Consider the following 16,808-nt stretch of genomic DNA (forward strand, 5'->3'; position numbering starts at 1 on the left):
CACTGCCAGCGGTGAGCCTAACGGCGACCGATAGCGACAATGCGACGGCGGTTGACAGCGATACACCAACTTATAACGCTCAAAATGACGGCCCAGAGGCAGATAACTTCACGGAAACAACTGTCTACTGCGTAACATCTGTTGATTTCGCACCACATACAAGCGATGAAGAAGATGATGCTGCTGGTATCGAAACTTCGGTAATTATCGAGAGTGAGCCTATTTTCGGTACTTTGTACGAAGTGGCGGATGATGGTACTAAAACTGAGGTTGTGGTCGGACAAGAGTATGGTGATGCTGACAATTTTGAATATGTTTTAGATTCAGATATTGCTGACCAACTTAGCTTTAGTGCATCTGATCTTGCTTCTGATATTGATACATCAAACGGAAGTACATCGATTTCTTATTTTAACGATCTTATTTCGATTTCTGCTGGTACATACACGGGAAGTTCACCTGTTGGTAACGATGTAGTTAGTAACCCTGGGGTTTACTTGAATTACGATGGCTATAGTGTAGAAGATGGTTTTGGTGTATCAACAAGTAAGAACGGAAGTAGCGAACTTGACGTAACCTCGAAAGAATTCATTGCGGTCGATTTTGGGAATAGTGGTGCGGAAATTTTGTCTGCTAATCTAGATTTCGGTAGCGTTTATGGGAATTACAACCCTAACAGTAGCGCTGACGGTGAGATTAACGTTGTTGCATTGGACTCTGATGGTAACGTTGTTGGTACGTTCAACTTCAATACTGAAAACAATTCCAATTTCGGCGACGAGTATACTTTATCTATTGATTCTAGCGGTAATGCGACTGTTAACGTTTCGATTCCCGATGGTAACGGAGGTTTTATTCCGTTTACTGAGCTAAGAGTGTTCACAACTCAAGATGGATCATCGAACCCTAATAGAAATTCAAATATTACCTTTAAAGGCGTTGAGGTAGTTGATGCAAAAGTTACAGAGACCATTGATTACAAAGCAGAAGACTCTAGTGACTTAGAGAGTTCAACAGCGCAAGTTACGATTGAGACGGAATCTATCGTGAAACCTTCCCCTGAAGTGACTAGTGTCTTGCGTGATGTGTCTGAAGACGCTAGCGCGACACAATCTGTTGTGGGGAATATAGACGTACTCTACGCTGACAGTATTATTTTGCAGGAACCTTCTGAAAGCTACACATCTAATGGGCATGGTATTACTTGGATTTCTTCGAACGCTGGGCAAACGCTTGTTGGTACTGTCAACGGGTCAGTAATTTTAACTGCGACTATCGATGATGCCGGTAACTATGACTTAAGTTTGAGTGGACCCGTTGATCATTTGGATGGCAATACACAGCTAGACCAAATGTCGATCGATATTGGGGTAGTTGCGTCGAACAGCAACGGCAGTCAAACCGGTACTATATCACTCTCTATTGCTGACGATACTCCAATTGCACGGCCAATAATTAATGATTTACAGCCTTCTGCTAAGGCGGGAGCAAACGTACAGCTTATTTTAGATGTATCTGGATCGATGGCCTGGGATTCAGTAACTGGTAGTTCGACGGTGACTAATGTATCTCGTCTATCCATTATGCAAGATGGGGCAAAGCAGTTACTTAGCGAGTACCAAAGCTTAGGTGTTACACAAGTACAAATAGTCACATTCTCAGGTAGTTCTGATGCGCAAAATGGAGCAAGCGGTACGAGTTGGATGTCTGTGACAGAAGCTATTGACTTGATAGATAACTTGGCTGCTGGCGGCGCGACTTATTACGACACTGCTATTGATGCGGCTATGGATCACTGGGATGACACTGGAAAGGTTGATGGTAATCCATCAAACATAACTTATTTCTTGTCTGACGGTGCACCAAACTCTGGCGGTAGCCTAACAGATTCTGAAAAATCGAGTTGGGAGAGCTTTGTAGATTCCAATGACATTACGGCACTTGCTTACGGTATGGGTGAAGCCGTGCCAATCACTTACCTAGAGGATATAGCATACAATGGTGCTACCGATAGCGAGATCGGAGCTGTCGTAGTTCCTGATATTACTCAGCTTCCTCCTATTATTTTGCAATCGGTCGTCGATCCTATATCCGGTCAAGTGGTTAACGATGGTAGCAATGGCTCCATAAGTGGTTTCGGTGCAGATGGTGGCTACGTATCTGAAGTTACCTTTGGTGGGGTGACGGTCAGTTATAATGGTGTAGAGGCCTCTGTTTCTGGTTTTGATTCTGGTGTGAGTACGGCGATAGATGGAAGCCAAGTTTCTATATTTATTGATGATAGTCACACATTGGTTTTGGATATGGCCACAGGCTCTTATCAATTCTTTGCTGCAGTCGTGGGATCAGATATTTCGTTGGATTTCGACTATGAGTTGTCAGATAACGATGGGGATACTAGTAGCAGTAATATGACTTTCAATATAAAAGCTCCGGTGATGGAAGCTAATGACGATGACGTGACTACTACGGAATTGGTTCCGGTGTTGATTGATGTATTGGCAAATGACTACAACCCACATGCTTTGACATCGATTTTGACTCTATCAAGCGTAACATTACTAAATCCAGCGCTCGGCCAAGTTTCAATCGTTGATGGACAAGTGTTGTTCGTACCTAGTGATAATGCTAATGCCGGTGATGTCGTTGAAATTTCATACACTGCAACGGATAAAAATGGAAATAGTGATAGCGCTACTATGTCGGTTTCGATAACAGCGCATAGCGGTAACACAATATCTGACGGAAACGGTATAAATGCGGTATATATGCCACAAGGGATTGTTTCAAGTAATCATGGCGACAATTGGCAAAGTCAGCCAGAACCTTCCATAACGGTTAATGGCGTAAAAGTTGAGCGAGGGCAACAAAATCCTCAGCTTACTGACAACTCCGATTTAATTGTAACAGGTGGCGATAATGATCATGTTGAAGGTGGCGATTTCAACGACATTATTCACTTAGGAGATAGTGGCAGTAATGCGGCATTCGATGTTCAAGACGCCGAAGAGTTTGTAGAGGCAGATGCTTCTCAAATTTATCAAGGAGATTCTGAAGATGGCACACTAGACTCACCTTATGTAGCGCCGAGTTGGGCTGATGTTGGTCAGGGCGGTTCTGGTAATGATGTGATTTTGGGTGAAGCCGGCATCGATCTGATATCAGGTGGTTCTGGTGACGATTATTTGGATGGTGGTTCTGAAAATGATTATATTCGTGCTGGTAGTGGCAGGGATATTGTTATTGGTGGAACAGGCGACGATCACTTGAGAGGTGAAGGTGATGACGACATTCTTATTGGCGGTATTGGTGACGATATCTTAACAGGGGATGATGGTGACGATTTGTTCCAGTGGGTTGATCAACCATTCCAGAATGATGTCGATACAATAACTGACTTTACCCTTGATGAAGACCACTTAGATATTTCTCAGTTACTACCGAATGAGAATACGATGAGTGATCTATTAGAGCATATTGTTATTGAAAAGGCTTCTGGAAACGACTTAGTTATTACGATTTCGGAATCGGCAGGTCATACAGGAGATACACAAACGATCGTCCTTGATGGGGCAGCTAACCAGGTTTCTAGCTTGAGCTCAGGAGAGGTGACTGGGCAACAATTGAACGACCTGATGAACCAGTTGTTCAAACAGTTACCAGACCAATAACAAAAAAGGGCCGAAAGGCCCTTTTTTATTAAGTAGTTATTTAAAACTAGATAGCTTAAAGTACCTTACAAGCAAAGCCTTTTAGGTAGAAGCCTTCAGGGTAAGCCGTGTCTGTTAAATGGTCAGCGGCTTGCTCGAAGCGCTCGACGAACTTAACGGTTCTGCCAGCGTCAATGGCTGCATCAGCGATGATCTTTTGGAATAGGTCTGTACCCATTAGGCCAGAGCAAGAGTAGGTAAGTAGCGTACCGCCTGGCTTTAGGATTTGCATTGCAAGCATGTTTACATCTTTATAGCCGTTTGCACCTGACGTCAGGTTGTTCTTACTTGAAACAAACTTCGGTGGGTCCATGATCACCACGTCAAACTTAGTGCCTTGGTCACGGTATTCGCGAAGTAGCTTGAAGACGTCAGCATTTAGGAATACGGCGCGCTTTTTCGAGATATCAAACTCGTTAAGCTCAGCGTTGAATTTGGCTGTATCAAGAGCAAGTTGAGATACGTCTGCGTTGATGACTCGTTTTGCATCGCCTTTAAGCGCGTACAGGCCAAAACCACCAGTGTACGAGAAACAGTTAAGGACATCTTTGCCTTTTACGTATTTCATTGACTCTTTACGGCTATCACGTTGGTCCATGTAGAAGCCTGTTTTGTGACCTTCCATGATGTTTACGCTGATCTTAACGCCGTTTTCTTCAATTACGATAGACTTTGGTGGCTCTTCACCGTGAAGAACGCCAACCACTTGTTCTAAGCCTTCTTTCTTACGAACTGCGACGTCAGAGCGCTCGTAAATATTGCAGTCTGGGAAGCACTCAATTAGCGCTTCAACCAATACGCTTTTGTTAAATTCAGCACCAGCACTAAGGAGTTGGCAAACTAAGTAGTCTTGATATTTATCGATGGTGATACCTGGTAAGCCGTCTGATTCTGCTGCAGTCAGGCGGTAACCTGTTAGGCCGTCACGTTCGATGATGTCTTCGCGTAATGACTGTGCGTCTTGAATTCGTTTTACGAAGAACGCTTTGTTGATGTCTTCTTTTTCAAATGTCCAAACACGTGCTCGAATTTGAGAAGATGGTGAGTAAGCAGCCTTCGCTAACCACTGACCATTTTGAGCATATACGTCTACCGTTTCACCCTGTTTTGGCTCACCCTCGACTTTATCGATACCGCGTGAAAATACCCATGGGTGTTTGCGGCGTAATGATTTGTCACGGCCTTTCGCTAGATGAATAGAAGGAGTCATAATTTACTCTGTTTGTTGAATTTGAAGAAGGGGTATTGTCGGGGAAGTGCAGGTGAAAAGCAAATAAGAAAGGGCCGCGTGAGCAGCCCTTGTCATGATTTTAATCAGTTAGATAGCAATATTCTAAATACTGCCTTTGAAAGACCAAGATTATGCTTTAAGACCTGTCAATAAGCCTTCCATGGTGTCACTTTGCTTACGAAGCTGGTCAATATTAGAATTACTCTTACTGATCATTTCACAGATGCTATCTGATTGATGACGAATTTCTTCGACGCTCTGTGCAATGTTATCGGCAACAACACCTTGCTCTTCAGCTGCGGTCGCGATTTGGGTACTGCTATCAGAAATGGATTGATTCTTTTCAGCTAGCGAGCCGATCTCAACATTCACTTCAGACATCAATGTTTGTCCTTCATTGGCGTTGTTCACCGTCACTTCCATCAGCTTTGTCAGCGACTGGCTGTTACGTTGTAATGATTCAATCATACTTTGGATCTCAACCGTTGCTTGTTGAGTTCGACCGGCAAGTGCACGAACTTCATCGGCAACAACCGCAAAACCTCTGCCTTGCTCGCCCGCGCGAGCCGCCTCGATAGCAGCGTTCAATGCAAGTAGATTGGTCTGCTCTGAAATACCATTGATTGTTGTGACGACTTCATCAATTTGCGCTGCGTTAGCATCCAGTTCTTCAACGGCCTGTGATGCAGACTTAATCTCTTGAGATAGGTTAGAGATAGATTCCAGCGTGTTTGAAACCTTTACTTGACCACTTTGTGCAACACCACGAGCGTCTATCGTCTGTGAACTCGATGCATGAGCCAAAGTTGCTACCTCACGAATTGTCGCCGCCATTTGCTCTGTTGCGCTTGCTAAGCTGTTCAAGTGTTCTTGCTGATTACCTGAAATATCTGAACTCTGTTGCGTCGACTGATTTAGGTCAGAACTGATTTGCTGCATGAGCGCTACGGACTCTTGAATCGAAAGCACCATGTTTTGCTCACGTTCCGCAACTTTGTCGATAGTAATTGCGATTTCACTAAACTCATCACGAACAGGGAAGTAGTTCATACGACAAGTTAGGTCACCATTTGCGAGTGTGCTCAGAGCTTTGTTCATAGAGAACATTGCTCCGCCAATGAAAGTCATGATGTAGTAAACACCAAGTGCAATCAAAGTTAGAGTTACCGCAATGATCGATATCTGTGTTGCTGAAAGCGCAGACCACAGGTTTTGGTCGTGGTTAGCAACCAAACTAAATGCACCATTCAAAACTGAAACAGAGCCTGCGCCATAACCAAGGGAGATAGTTTCGGAGCTATTAACCAGTTGAGCAACTTGCTCCTTGGTGAGTTGACCAGCTTCGATAAGCCCCTTCATTAAGAGTAATTCTTCTTGATAAAGGTGTGCTAGTAATGAATCCGCTGCACTATCTAAAACGAGAGCTAATATAACAAGAGCGAGAAGAGGTAATAAAAAGAGGAGATAGAACTTTTCTTGGATTTTTAGGTGAATGAGATATTTATCAATCCAACGAAATGGGATTTCTTTCATAATCGTTATACTCGAAGTAAGTCCACCAATAAGCGGTGAATGAATAGATTCTCAACTATATCATTCATATAAATTATGAGGCAACGTTATGAAAAATTCACAATCTATATTTGTCGTATCAGGCGTAGTTCAGTGTGTTGGCTTTCGATATCACACCAGTCGACAAGCTCAGAATTTAGCCATTTCAGGTTACGCTAAGAACTTAAATGATGGTCGAGTTGAAGTGTTGGCTGTTGGCGAAAGTGGCCAAGTAGACAAGCTATACCAATGGTTGCAAGTAGGTCCTGCTAGCGCATCGGTAGACAATGTGGTTAAGCAAAGGGTGGGAGAAGATGAAAAGCGCAATGTGCGTATCGGGGAGTTTCAAATACTGTAGCTAACTGACTACAGTATTTGATTGAGCTAGTCAGTAATCTGTTGTTACAGACACTTTGCTGGCTTAGGTAAGCCTGCGAGTTTAGTCGCTTGTTTCGCTGGGCCTTTTTTGAATAATTTGAACAGGTATTTACTGTTGCCTTTTTCAGGGCCGTGGGCTTTTTCCATCGCTTTAACAAGCATGCGAACTGCAGGGGAAGTGTTGAACTCTTCGTAAAAGCTCCTTACAAAATGCACGACTTCTAGGTGTGCTTCCGTAAGCTCAATGGCTTCATCTTGTGCAAGAATTTCAATCATACCTTCTTCCCATTGTGTGTAATCCAATAGGTAGCCTTGAGCGTCGGTTTCGATTTGTTTTCCGTTGTACTCAAACATTTTCCGATCCTAATAGTGATGATATTCAATAGGGTAGCGCAGCATACCGTGATTTAACAATATCGCAAGTATGAAAAAGCCCGGCAAGTCGTGCCGGGCTTTTAGATTGACATTATGTGAACAATTAATCGTCGTTCATAATACCTAGGATGCTTAACAGACTAGTAAATAGGTTAAGGATGTTTAGGTACATAGAGATAGTTGCGCTTACGTAGTTTGTCTCTTCACCACGAACGATGCGGCTAGTATCGTAAAGAATGAAGCCAGAGAACACTAGCGCAGACATGCTGCTAATAGCTAGTTGACCAATTGTTGAACCAACGAAGATATTAATAATAGCTGCAACGATAACAATGATAAGTCCAGCAATTAGGAAGTTACGCATGAAAGAGAAGTCTTTCTTGCTGCTGATTGTGTAAGCAGACAGACCAAGGAACACCATGCCTGTTAAGCCAAGAGCTTGAGCAATGATAGATGGACCGCTTGGGATAGATGCATAGTAGTTAAGCATTGGGCCTAACGCGCCACCCATAAGTGTTGTGAAGACGAATGTCCAAACAATCCCCATTGACGAGTTGATGCTACGTGGTAATGCAAAGAATAGAATACCGATAGCTGCAACTTGCATAACAATCGCCATGATAGGCGAGATACCAATTGCCATTGTTGCCATTGCGGCAATAGCACTAGTAACTAGCGTCATTGATAATAAGAAGTAGGTATTCTTGAGTGTTTTGTTAATCTCAAGTGTATGCTGAGCACTTGTAGAACGAGTAAACATAGGGCTGTTCATAATCTTCCTCGTAAGGTGATATCAATAGTTGTTAGTACATTTATGGGGTTGAAAGTTCGAAAAATCAAGCCTTTCATTCAATTTGTCTATTTAAAATGATAATCAAAATAGAGAGTTAAGTGTTTTTCAAGGTGTAACACAATGTAACTGTACGGCGGTATTTTGTCCTCTAAAATAAAAAGGGCAGCAAAAATAGCTGCCCTGTTAGGTAGATAAGTACTCTAGTGGTGCAGAATCTGACTCAAGAAGTTTTGGGTTCGATCGGACTGCGGATTTTCGAAGAAGTCGACAGGGTTGTTCTCTTCAATGATTTCCCCGGCATCCATGAAGATAACCCTATCGGCTACCTCCTTAGCAAAGCCCATCTCGTGCGTTACACAAAGCATGGTCATGCCTTCTTCTGCCAGTTCAACCATAACGTCTAGAACTTCACGAACCATTTCTGGGTCGAGCGCTGATGTTGGTTCATCAAACAGCATGACTTGTGGGTTCATACATAGAGAGCGTGCAATCGCTACACGCTGTTGCTGACCACCAGAAAGCTGACCTGGGAACTTGTCTGCTTGCTCAGGGATCTTTACACGCTCTAGATATTTCATCGCAATCGCTTCAGCTTCTTCTTTCGGCATCTTTTTCACCCAAATAGGGGCTAAGGTACAGTTTTCTAGTACCGTAAGATGCGGAAATAGATTGAAGTGCTGGAAACACATGCCAACGTCACGACGAACGGCTTCGATGTTTTTTAGATCTTCGGTAAGCTCATTGCCAGACACAAAGATGTGTCCCTTTTGATGCTCTTCTAGTCTATTGATACAGCGAATCATAGTCGATTTGCCTGAGCCAGAAGGCCCACAGATAACGATTTTCTCGCCTTTTTTTACTTCTAAGTTGATGTTCTTAAGAACGTGGAACTCACCGTACCACTTGTTCATGTCTTTCAGTTCAATCATCAACTCTTGCGATTCTGGATTTAGTTGTTGCGTCATAATACGTCCTTGATCTTCTTAACTATCGTTTGTGACCGGTGTGAAGTCTGTTTTCTAGCCATATCGAGTATCTCGACATGCCAAAACAGAACACCCAGAACACTAACGCGACAAATACATAACTTTCTGTAGCGAAACCTAACCACTCAGGGTCGGTGTTCGCTGCTTGACCAATACCCAGTACATCGAACATACCAATGATAAGTACCAGACTGGTATCTTTAAACAAGCCAATGAATGTGTTTACGATTGATGGGATTGTGATTTTCAGCGCTTGAGGAAGAATAATCAGCCCCATCTTTTTCCAATAGGTTAAGCCCAGTGCGTCAGCGGCTTCATATTGTCCTTTGGGAATAGCTTGCAGGCCACCGCGAATTACCTCGGCCATATAAGCCGCACTAAATAGAACAACACCTACTAGCGCACGGAATAACTTATCGGTCTCAGAACCCGCAGTAAGGAATAGTGGCAGCATTACAGACGCCATGAACAGCACAGTAATCAGTGGAACACCACGCCAAATTTCGATGTACACAGTACAAATACTACGGATAATTGGCATTTCAGAGCGACGGCCAAGCGCTAGTGCTACACCAATCGGCAGCGATACAACGATACCCACCAATGCAATGATAAGCGTAACGAGTAGGCCACCCCATTTGTGCGTATCAACAACTTCCAATCCAAACACACCGCCGTATAGCAAACCAGCAATGATGAATGGGTAGATGTTTACGAAAAATAACCAAATCCACGTGCGTTTAGGTGTTTTCTCGTAGGCTAATAGCGCGACGAAGATAGCCAATGTTGCGTAGAAAAGGCGAGGGCGCCACAGTTCCGCTTCAGGGTAGAAGCCATACATGAACTGATCCCAACGTACGCTGATAAATACCCAGCAAGCCCCTTCGCTAGTACAAGCATCACGAGTTGTTCCGACCCAGTCTGCATTTAGGAAAGCCCAGTCGAAGGTTGTCCAGAGTAATGAAAAAGCGATGTAACCTAGAACAACGGTAACGATACTATTGATTGGGCCATTAAAGAGATTCTTTCTTAACCAGCCGACTACGCCAACGGTATTAGCGGGAGGTGGAAGATCCGGTTGAAATTGATGTGTGCTCATATTATCTCTCCACCAATGCGACTTTACGGTTATAGATATTCATTAACGCAGAGGTCAATAAGCTTAGCGTTAGGTATACACCCATGGTCATGGCAATGATTTCGATAGCTTGACCTGTTTGGTTGAGAGTTGTACCTGCGAACACAGAAACTAAGTCAGGGTAGCCAATAGCCATTGCTAACGAAGAGTTCTTAGTGAGGTTTAAGTATTGGCTAGTTAGCGGTGGAATAATGATTCGCAACGCTTGAGGGATAATAACCAGCTTTAATGTGCGAGCTCGAGGAAGACCTAGAGACATCGCAGCTTCTGTTTGGCCGTGGCTAACTGCATTAATACCAGAACGAACGATCTCTGCGATGAAAGACGCCGTATAGATACTTAGTGCTAATACAAGAGCGGCTAATTCAGGAATAATGCTGATACCACCTCTGAAGTTAAAGCCTTTCAGTTCCGGGTATTCAGCTGAAATCGGCATACCAAGCACAAAATAGACAACTAGAGGCAAACCCACGATCAAGCTAAGAGCAATTCGAAACATAGGGGTTTGTTGCCCAGTTAGTTTCTGTTTGTTGTTAGCCCAAATGTTGATGATTATGGTAGCTACGATACCAGCAATCACTGACGCAATAACGATGCTGCTTCCTTGCTCAAGAACAGGGGCTGGGAAATAAAGACCACGCACATTTAGGAAAATCGCTTCGCCCAAACTGAGACTTTGTCTTGCAGAGGGGAGAGCTTGAAGAACCGCGAAATACCAAAAGAAGATTTGAAGTAGTAGTGGGATATTTCGGAAGATTTCAATGTATACCGCGGCAAATCGGCTCACTAGCCAGTTAGATGACAGACGAGCGACACCCATAGAGAAGCCAAGAACCGTTGCTAAGATAATACCTAACACAGATACTAAAGCGGTGTTTAATAAGCCGACAACGAATGTTCGACCATATGAGAAGGTTTCGTCATATTCGACGAGGGTAAGGCCGATACCAAACCCCGCCTCTTGACTTAAAAAGTCAAAACCAGTGGCAATGCCTCGGGCTTCAAGGTTGGTAAGGGCGTTGTTTACGATGGTATAGAAGAAAGCGCCAAGTGCTCCGATGGCGATGATCTGGAAAACGACAGATCGAAAAGTCGGGTTGTATAAAAGGTTAGCACTTTTAGCTTCGGGCTTTTCCTGGGAAGGAGTAAGAGTGTTGTTAGGTTTCATACTGCAATAACCTCAAATCCATTTAACATTTAGGGCGGAAAAACCGCCCTAAATCGTGTTACTCAAACATTCATTTTTGGGTTGTTGCTATCACCCTCAACAAGAGCGATAGCAACGATTACGAACAAGTAATCACGTCCTGTGCTATCAACGGATTGGTGGAGCGTACATAAAGCCACCCGCATTCCATAACGCATTTACACCACGATCGATCTGAAGTGGAGAACCTGTACCAACAGTACGCTCAAAACTTTCACCGTAGTTACCAACTTGTTTGATTACTTGATAACCCCAGTCGTCACGAATGCCAAGGCCTTTACCTTTAGGACCGTCTACACCAAGAATACGTTTGATGTTTGGATCTTTTGACTTGAGCATTTCATCAGCATTTTTAGAAGTGATGCCGTATTCTTCCGCATTGACCATTGCTGAAAGTGTCCACTTAGCTACGTTGAACCATTTGTCATCATCTTGACGAACAACTGGACCTAGAGGCTCTTTAGAGATAATTTCAGGAAGTACTTGTGCAGATTTAGGATCAGCTAGGTTAAGGCGAAGCGCGTATAGACCAGATTGGTCAGTGGTTAGCACATCACAACGACCTGCGTCGAAACCTTTAGATGTTTGTGCTGCTGTATCAAATACCACTGGCTTGTAAGACATGCCGTTGTTACGGAAGTAATCGGCTAGGTTAAGCTCAGTCGTTGTGCCTGATTGAACACATACAGACGCGCCATCAAGTTCTAAAGCGCTGGTTAGGCCAAGATCTTTCTTAACCATGAAGCCTTGACCATCGTAGTAGTTAACGCCTACGAAGTTAAGACCTAGAGCGGTATCACGATGCAGTGTCCATGTTGTGTTGCGAGACAGTACGTCGATTTCGCCAGATTGAAGCGCAGTAAAACGCTCTTTTGCTGTTAGAGGTACATACTTAACTTTAGTCTTGTCACCGAGTACAGCCGCTGCAAGAGCTTGACAATACTCAACATCGATTCCTTCCCATTCACCTTTTGAGTTTGGGTTAGAGAACCCTGGAAGACCTGTACTTACACCACAAGTTAAGAAGCCTTGAGATGTGACTTTGTCCAGAGTGCTTTCTGCCGCTGATGCTGATGTTGCCATCATCGCAGTTGATGCAGCTACTACTGAAGCAAGAAGTGTTAGTTTATTTGTCATTTGTATCCTTCCTTGTTAACCAGGTGACACCTGATACTCGTGCTCATTTGAGTTTTCTATATGTGTTGCGTTTTCTATGACCTTGTTGTCTAAATCAAACGAGTTGCATTTTGCAAATGAAACTGTGTGCGATTTAATCAACTGTTTATAAGGTTAGGAAAGGATCCGTAGTTTCACAAATGTATAATTTAAAAAGAATTTTGAATGAAATCACAAATCCGAACACATTTAGAATGACTAAATGTTAACTGAATGTAAATAGTGCAAGGGTTCACACTGTTGGTGCAACAAGATTTAGATTTTTATATTGATAATCGACTAGATAAAAATCCTGAATGAATCTCACGTTGGTGAAACATTAAACTTAAAAAAGATTGAAATTTGGTCAATAAATATTTTTATTACACTTCGATAGTTATTAATATGCTCCAAATTTGGTAGCATGGCTGAATAGTTATTGAAGTCGTCTCAAGGAAGAACATGCGTTATTTCCCAATGTTTTTGGATGTAGAGAATAAGCCGATTCTCGTGGTCGGTGGGGGTGAGGTTGCTTGCCGTAAAGTGGATAGCTTGTTAAGAGCAGGCGCTAACGTTACGTTAGTTTCTCCTAAGGTTGCGCCGTACTTACAGCAGCTTGTTGATGAGAACAAACTTCACTGGGTTCAAAACTTTTACTCGTCACAAATTATCTCGAAAGAATACCTTCAAGTATGGGCGACCACAGATAACCCTAGCTTGAATCATCAGGTGTATAATGATGCAAAAAAACTGGGTATTTTAGTCAATGTGGTTGATGATTTGCCATACTGTGACTTCATTACACCTTCAATGATAAATCGTGGAAGAATCCAAATTGCCATATCTAGTGGTGGTGCATCACCTGTTTTAGTGAGAAATATTAGAGAAAAACTCGAAACCGTATTGCCACAGAATATCGGTCTTCTCGCAGACTTTGGTGCATCAAAACGCAACTCGATCAAAGAGTCGTTTCCTACCGTCGATGAACGTCGCAAGTTTTGGGAACGCTTTTTATCGTCCAGTTTTATCGAGCAGGTAACGGATAGAGAGCAATTAGAAACGTATTATCAGCAAGCGCTGACAGAAGGCGTTGATAGTGAAGGGCAGGTAACCTGGATCGAATTTGAACAAGATGTCGAGTTGCTGTCTATGAAGGCGTTACGTCTGATGCAGGAAGCTGAGCTGGTATTGTCTCCGGAAGAGTGCCCATTCGAATACGTAGATCTATGTCGTCGTGATGCGGAAAGAGAAAGTTACGCGAACAGTGGAGAGCTCTCAACGAAGCTCGAGCAAGCAAAAGCTGAAAACTTAAGAGTATGTGTGTTCATCCCACCAGCGAGCGTTGAATTCAATTTGTTGGTAGGGAAAGACCTCAAGCTGTCTTCTGCCAAGGTTTTGAGCTAAAAGGCAGACCAGCTAGCTGTCGTAAAACTGGTGTCTAATACGCTAATATCACTAGATAAATAAAAAGCCACTTCGCAGGAAGTGGCTTTTTGTTATTTCGAACACAATATCGTGACGACCAATGAGCAACAAATAAACGTAGTTACTTAAATCAAAATTAGTCGCGGAAGTTATCGAATTGGAAAGGTTGACCAAGTTCACCGTTACGAACTAGTGCCATTACAGCTTGTAGATCGTCACGCTTCTTACCTGTTACGCGTACTTTTTCACCTTGAATAGACGCTTGAACTTTAATCTTGTTGTCTTTAATTAGCTTAACGATTTTCTTTGCAACATCAGTTTCGATACCTTGCTTAAAGATAACCGTTTGGTGCCAAGTGCGACCTGTTTGATCTGCTGCTTTCGCTTCCATCGCGTTAGGATCAACATTGCGCTTCGTTAGGTTACTACGAAGAATATCGCGCATTTGCTTAAGCTGGAAATCGTCTTGAGCAGTCAGTTTTACCGACTCATCTTTGTAGTCAAAGCTAGCGTCAACACCGCGGAAATCGAAACGAGTCGATAGTTCACGGTTAGCATTGTCTACAGCGTTACGTAGTTCTACTGCTTCTACTTCAGAGATAATGTCAAATGATGGCATTGTTTTATTTCCTTAAGCTAAGTTTCTATCTTTAATTGCTGTTGCAAGCATGTCTAACATTGTCGCGGTATCTTCCCAGCTTAGACACGGATCGGTAATCGACTTGCCGTATTCTAGGTTGTTGATATCCGTCATCGGCTGGTTACCTTCTTTAATGAAGCTTTCCGCCATGATGCCTGCAATTTGATTTTTGTTAGATTTGATCTGTTCACAGATGTCTTTTGCAACGTCTAACTGCTTGCGGTGTTGCTTTTCACAGTTAGCGTGGCTGAAGTCTACGACTAAACGTTGAGGCAAGTCGAACTCAGCAAGCTGCTTACATGCGCTATCAACAGATTCTGCATCAAAGTTTGGACCTTTATCACCACCACGTAGAATGACGTGACCGTATGGGTTGCCTGAAGTGCGGTAAACCGTCATACGACCATTTTTATCTGGTGAGTAGAAGTAGTGAGAAGCTTGTGATGCGCGAATTGCATCAATAGCGATCTTGATGTTGCCGTTTGTCGCGTTTTTGAAGCCAACAGGGCAAGACAGTGCTGAAGCCATTTCACGGTGAATCTGAGATTCTGTAGTACGAGCACCAATTGCGCCCCAAGTGATTAGGTCTGCAATGTATTGGCCCGTGATCATATCAAGGAATTCAGTCGCAGTTGCTAGGCCAAGCTTGTTGATATCAAGCAGAAGCTTACGTGCTTTGTTTAAGCCAGTTTCAAGTGCGTAAGAACCATCAAGGTTTGGATCGGTAATTAAGCCTTTCCAACCTACAACCGTACGAGGTTTCTCGAAGTAGGTTCTCATGACAACAAACAATTCGTCTTTGTATTGTTCTTGAATTTGGCTTAGACGCTCAGCGTAATCAAGTGCCGCTTCTGTATCGTGAACAGAGCAAGGGCCTACGATAACTAATAGGCGGTTATCACGACCAGTTAGGATATCTTCGATTTGGCGGCGAGAATTTGCAATACGCTCAGCAACGTCGTCAGTAATAGGGTGTGCGTTGCCTAATTCGGCAGGAGTTGGCATAGGACCCAGAGCTTGGGTTCTCAACTCATCAGTTTTTAATGGCATGTGATAGCTTTTTTATTCTATTGCGAAGTGGTTAAGATAACGGAATTGAACCGAGGAATAAACTCTCTTAAGTCAAAGTTATCTCTGTTATTACTAATATTCTTATTTTTATCAGCAGCCTGACGCTAAATACGGGATTTTCACTTGTATTAACAGGCAGCTATCGGTATTTTCGTTTGAACACAACATAAAAAATGCTGGAGCAGCAATGACTCAAGAAAATCAAAGCACTTTGCACCCAGAACTGGTCTTAGGCGATGTGCTGCCTTCTTATAACGATAATAATAATTCCAACCACTTATACGTATCTCTCTCTGAATTGGTCATGGATCGTGTCTTCTATCACCCAAGTATTGAAAGCCATTTAGACACACTTTCTGATATAGAGAAAACCTCTCTAGACGCGATTCTTGGTGGCAAAAGCGTTGATGAACATTTCGTTTCGACCTTGGTAACGGCGATTCAAGCGGCTGTTCAACCAAACCATAGTTCTGTGCGTATCGCTTTAAGTAATGCTGATAGCTACGGCTTTCGTTCGCTATTAGGTGGTAATTGCGAGGTAGAAGAGGTGAACCCGGCACTGGGTGTTCGTGGTGTTGCTCGTTATGCGACGCCAGAGTACAGCAAAGCGTTTGCTTTAGAGTGTCAGGTAGTTAAAACACTGCGCGAACAAGGCATCAATGTCGAAGTCGTGGTTCCTTATGTACGCGCATTAAGCGACGCGGCTAAGATCATCGATTTACTTGCAGAGCAAGGTTTGCCTCGCGGCTTGAATGGCTTGAAGGTATTGTTCTCATGCGATGTGCCATCTGCCGTTCTACTGAGTGAACGTCTACTGCATTACTTTGATGGTGTTGTGGTGAATGTCGACAGCCTAGCGTCTTTTACACTTGGTGTTGATAAGCAGAATGAAGCGCAGCAACACGCTTTTGATCCACAAAACGAAGCGGTAATTACACTGCTAGATATGATTGTTAAGGCGACACAGAACGCTAAGAAACCCGTTTTACTTGTCACTCAAGGTTTGGTTGATTATCCGCGCTTACAAGGTTACATCGCTGACCTTGAAGGTGTTGAAACCGTCGTGACGGCATAAATCAGTCTGTTGCTGTAATTTATCAACTTGGCGTATGATTTGGTTCGAAGCGCTAATGCTTTGAGAATAAAAG

14 protein-coding genes are annotated in these 16,808 nt (G+C 43.2%); 4 read left to right on the forward strand and 10 right to left on the reverse strand.

Going from position 1 to position 16,808, the window contains the following annotated elements; genetic code table 11:
* Window positions 1-3,671, forward strand: a 3,671-nt coding sequence (locus JC606_RS00005) for an Ig-like domain-containing protein (RefSeq protein WP_198777545.1), incomplete at its 5' end; no start/stop codon positions are given.
* A gap of 55 nt (window positions 3,672-3,726) precedes the next feature.
* Here JC606_RS00005 and JC606_RS00010 read toward each other — a convergent pair.
* Window positions 3,727-4,920: a class I SAM-dependent methyltransferase gene (locus JC606_RS00010; RefSeq protein WP_008223506.1), complete on the reverse strand. Its 1,194-nt coding sequence runs from the start codon at window positions 4,918-4,920 to the stop codon at window positions 3,727-3,729.
* Between the two features lie 150 nt (window positions 4,921-5,070).
* Window positions 5,071-6,474, reverse strand: a complete 1,404-nt coding sequence (locus tag JC606_RS00015) for a methyl-accepting chemotaxis protein (RefSeq protein ID WP_198777546.1) — start codon at window positions 6,472-6,474, stop codon at window positions 5,071-5,073.
* 88 nt (window positions 6,475-6,562) lie between these two features.
* Between JC606_RS00015 and yccX the strand changes: the two genes are divergently transcribed.
* Window positions 6,563-6,850, forward strand: coding sequence for an acylphosphatase (gene yccX, locus JC606_RS00020; protein ID WP_198777547.1), 288 nt, complete (start codon window positions 6,563-6,565; stop codon window positions 6,848-6,850).
* 44 nt (window positions 6,851-6,894) lie between these two features.
* Here the strand turns inward: yccX and JC606_RS00025 are convergent, their stop codons facing one another.
* The 6 genes from JC606_RS00025 to JC606_RS00050 all read right to left on the reverse strand — a co-directional run bounded on the left by JC606_RS00025 (window position 6,895) and on the right by JC606_RS00050 (window position 12,506).
* Window positions 6,895-7,224: a TusE/DsrC/DsvC family sulfur relay protein gene (locus JC606_RS00025; protein WP_008223499.1), complete on the reverse strand. Its 330-nt coding sequence runs from the start codon at window positions 7,222-7,224 to the stop codon at window positions 6,895-6,897.
* 124 nt (window positions 7,225-7,348) lie between these two features.
* The gene (locus tag JC606_RS00030; protein ID WP_004742337.1) at window positions 7,349-8,017 is read right to left on the reverse strand and encodes a Bax inhibitor-1 family protein; all 669 of its coding nucleotides are present in this window, start codon (window positions 8,015-8,017) and stop codon (window positions 7,349-7,351) included.
* Between the two features lie 221 nt (window positions 8,018-8,238).
* Entirely contained in the window at window positions 8,239-9,003 is a 765-nt protein-coding gene (locus JC606_RS00035) for an amino acid ABC transporter ATP-binding protein (protein WP_004742336.1), read from the reverse strand.
* Window positions 9,004-9,025: 22 nt separating this feature from the next.
* Window positions 9,026-10,123: an amino acid ABC transporter permease gene (locus JC606_RS00040; RefSeq protein WP_004742335.1), complete on the reverse strand. Its 1,098-nt coding sequence runs from the start codon at window positions 10,121-10,123 to the stop codon at window positions 9,026-9,028.
* Window position 10,124: 1 nt separating this feature from the next.
* Window positions 10,125-11,330, reverse strand: a complete 1,206-nt coding sequence (locus JC606_RS00045; RefSeq protein ID WP_137406480.1) for an amino acid ABC transporter permease — start codon at window positions 11,328-11,330, stop codon at window positions 10,125-10,127.
* 147 nt (window positions 11,331-11,477) lie between these two features.
* Window positions 11,478-12,506, reverse strand: coding sequence for an amino acid ABC transporter substrate-binding protein (locus JC606_RS00050; RefSeq protein ID WP_061033459.1), 1,029 nt, complete (start codon window positions 12,504-12,506; stop codon window positions 11,478-11,480).
* Window positions 12,507-12,986: 480 nt separating this feature from the next.
* Between JC606_RS00050 and JC606_RS00055 the strand changes: the two genes are divergently transcribed.
* Window positions 12,987-13,928, forward strand: a complete 942-nt coding sequence (locus JC606_RS00055; protein ID WP_137406478.1) for a precorrin-2 dehydrogenase/sirohydrochlorin ferrochelatase family protein — start codon at window positions 12,987-12,989, stop codon at window positions 13,926-13,928.
* 157 nt (window positions 13,929-14,085) lie between these two features.
* Here the strand turns inward: JC606_RS00055 and JC606_RS00060 are convergent, their stop codons facing one another.
* The gene (locus JC606_RS00060; RefSeq protein ID WP_004742331.1) at window positions 14,086-14,568 is read right to left on the reverse strand and encodes a YajQ family cyclic di-GMP-binding protein; all 483 of its coding nucleotides are present in this window, start codon (window positions 14,566-14,568) and stop codon (window positions 14,086-14,088) included.
* Window positions 14,569-14,580: 12 nt separating this feature from the next.
* Window positions 14,581-15,639, reverse strand: a complete 1,059-nt coding sequence (locus JC606_RS00065) for a 3-deoxy-7-phosphoheptulonate synthase (protein ID WP_198777548.1) — start codon at window positions 15,637-15,639, stop codon at window positions 14,581-14,583.
* Between the two features lie 208 nt (window positions 15,640-15,847).
* Between JC606_RS00065 and JC606_RS00070 the strand changes: the two genes are divergently transcribed.
* Window positions 15,848-16,735: a putative PEP-binding protein gene (locus tag JC606_RS00070; protein WP_137406476.1), complete on the forward strand. Its 888-nt coding sequence runs from the start codon at window positions 15,848-15,850 to the stop codon at window positions 16,733-16,735.
* Window positions 16,736-16,808: the final 73 nt, after the last annotated feature.

It is taken from the genome of Vibrio sp. IB15 (assembly GCF_016406055.1).
GTDB lineage: Bacteria > Pseudomonadota > Gammaproteobacteria > Enterobacterales > Vibrionaceae > Vibrio > Vibrio chagasii.

What these genes read in the sequence shown, in the direction of transcription:
- JC606_RS00060 (WP_004742331.1), bottom strand. Translation starts at nt 14,568, where the DNA reads ATGCCATCATTTGACATTATCTCTGAAGTAGAAGCAGTAGAACTACGT.
- JC606_RS00055 (WP_137406478.1), top strand. Translation starts at nt 12,987, where the DNA reads ATGCGTTATTTCCCAATGTTTTTGGATGTAGAGAATAAGCCGATTCTC.
- JC606_RS00045 (WP_137406480.1), bottom strand. Translation starts at nt 11,330, where the DNA reads ATGAAACCTAACAACACTCTTACTCCTTCCCAGGAAAAGCCCGAAGCT.
- JC606_RS00065 (WP_198777548.1), bottom strand. Translation starts at nt 15,639, where the DNA reads ATGCCATTAAAAACTGATGAGTTGAGAACCCAAGCTCTGGGTCCTATG.
- JC606_RS00015 (WP_198777546.1), bottom strand. Translation starts at nt 6,474, where the DNA reads ATGAAAGAAATCCCATTTCGTTGGATTGATAAATATCTCATTCACCTA.
- JC606_RS00030 (WP_004742337.1), bottom strand. Translation starts at nt 8,017, where the DNA reads ATGAACAGCCCTATGTTTACTCGTTCTACAAGTGCTCAGCATACACTT.
- JC606_RS00070 (WP_137406476.1), top strand. Translation starts at nt 15,848, where the DNA reads ATGACTCAAGAAAATCAAAGCACTTTGCACCCAGAACTGGTCTTAGGC.
- JC606_RS00050 (WP_061033459.1), bottom strand. Translation starts at nt 12,506, where the DNA reads ATGACAAATAAACTAACACTTCTTGCTTCAGTAGTAGCTGCATCAACT.
- yccX (WP_198777547.1), top strand. Translation starts at nt 6,563, where the DNA reads ATGAAAAATTCACAATCTATATTTGTCGTATCAGGCGTAGTTCAGTGT.
- JC606_RS00025 (WP_008223499.1), bottom strand. Translation starts at nt 7,224, where the DNA reads ATGTTTGAGTACAACGGAAAACAAATCGAAACCGACGCTCAAGGCTAC.
- JC606_RS00035 (WP_004742336.1), bottom strand. Translation starts at nt 9,003, where the DNA reads ATGACGCAACAACTAAATCCAGAATCGCAAGAGTTGATGATTGAACTG.
- JC606_RS00010 (WP_008223506.1), bottom strand. Translation starts at nt 4,920, where the DNA reads ATGACTCCTTCTATTCATCTAGCGAAAGGCCGTGACAAATCATTACGC.
- JC606_RS00040 (WP_004742335.1), bottom strand. Translation starts at nt 10,123, where the DNA reads ATGAGCACACATCAATTTCAACCGGATCTTCCACCTCCCGCTAATACC.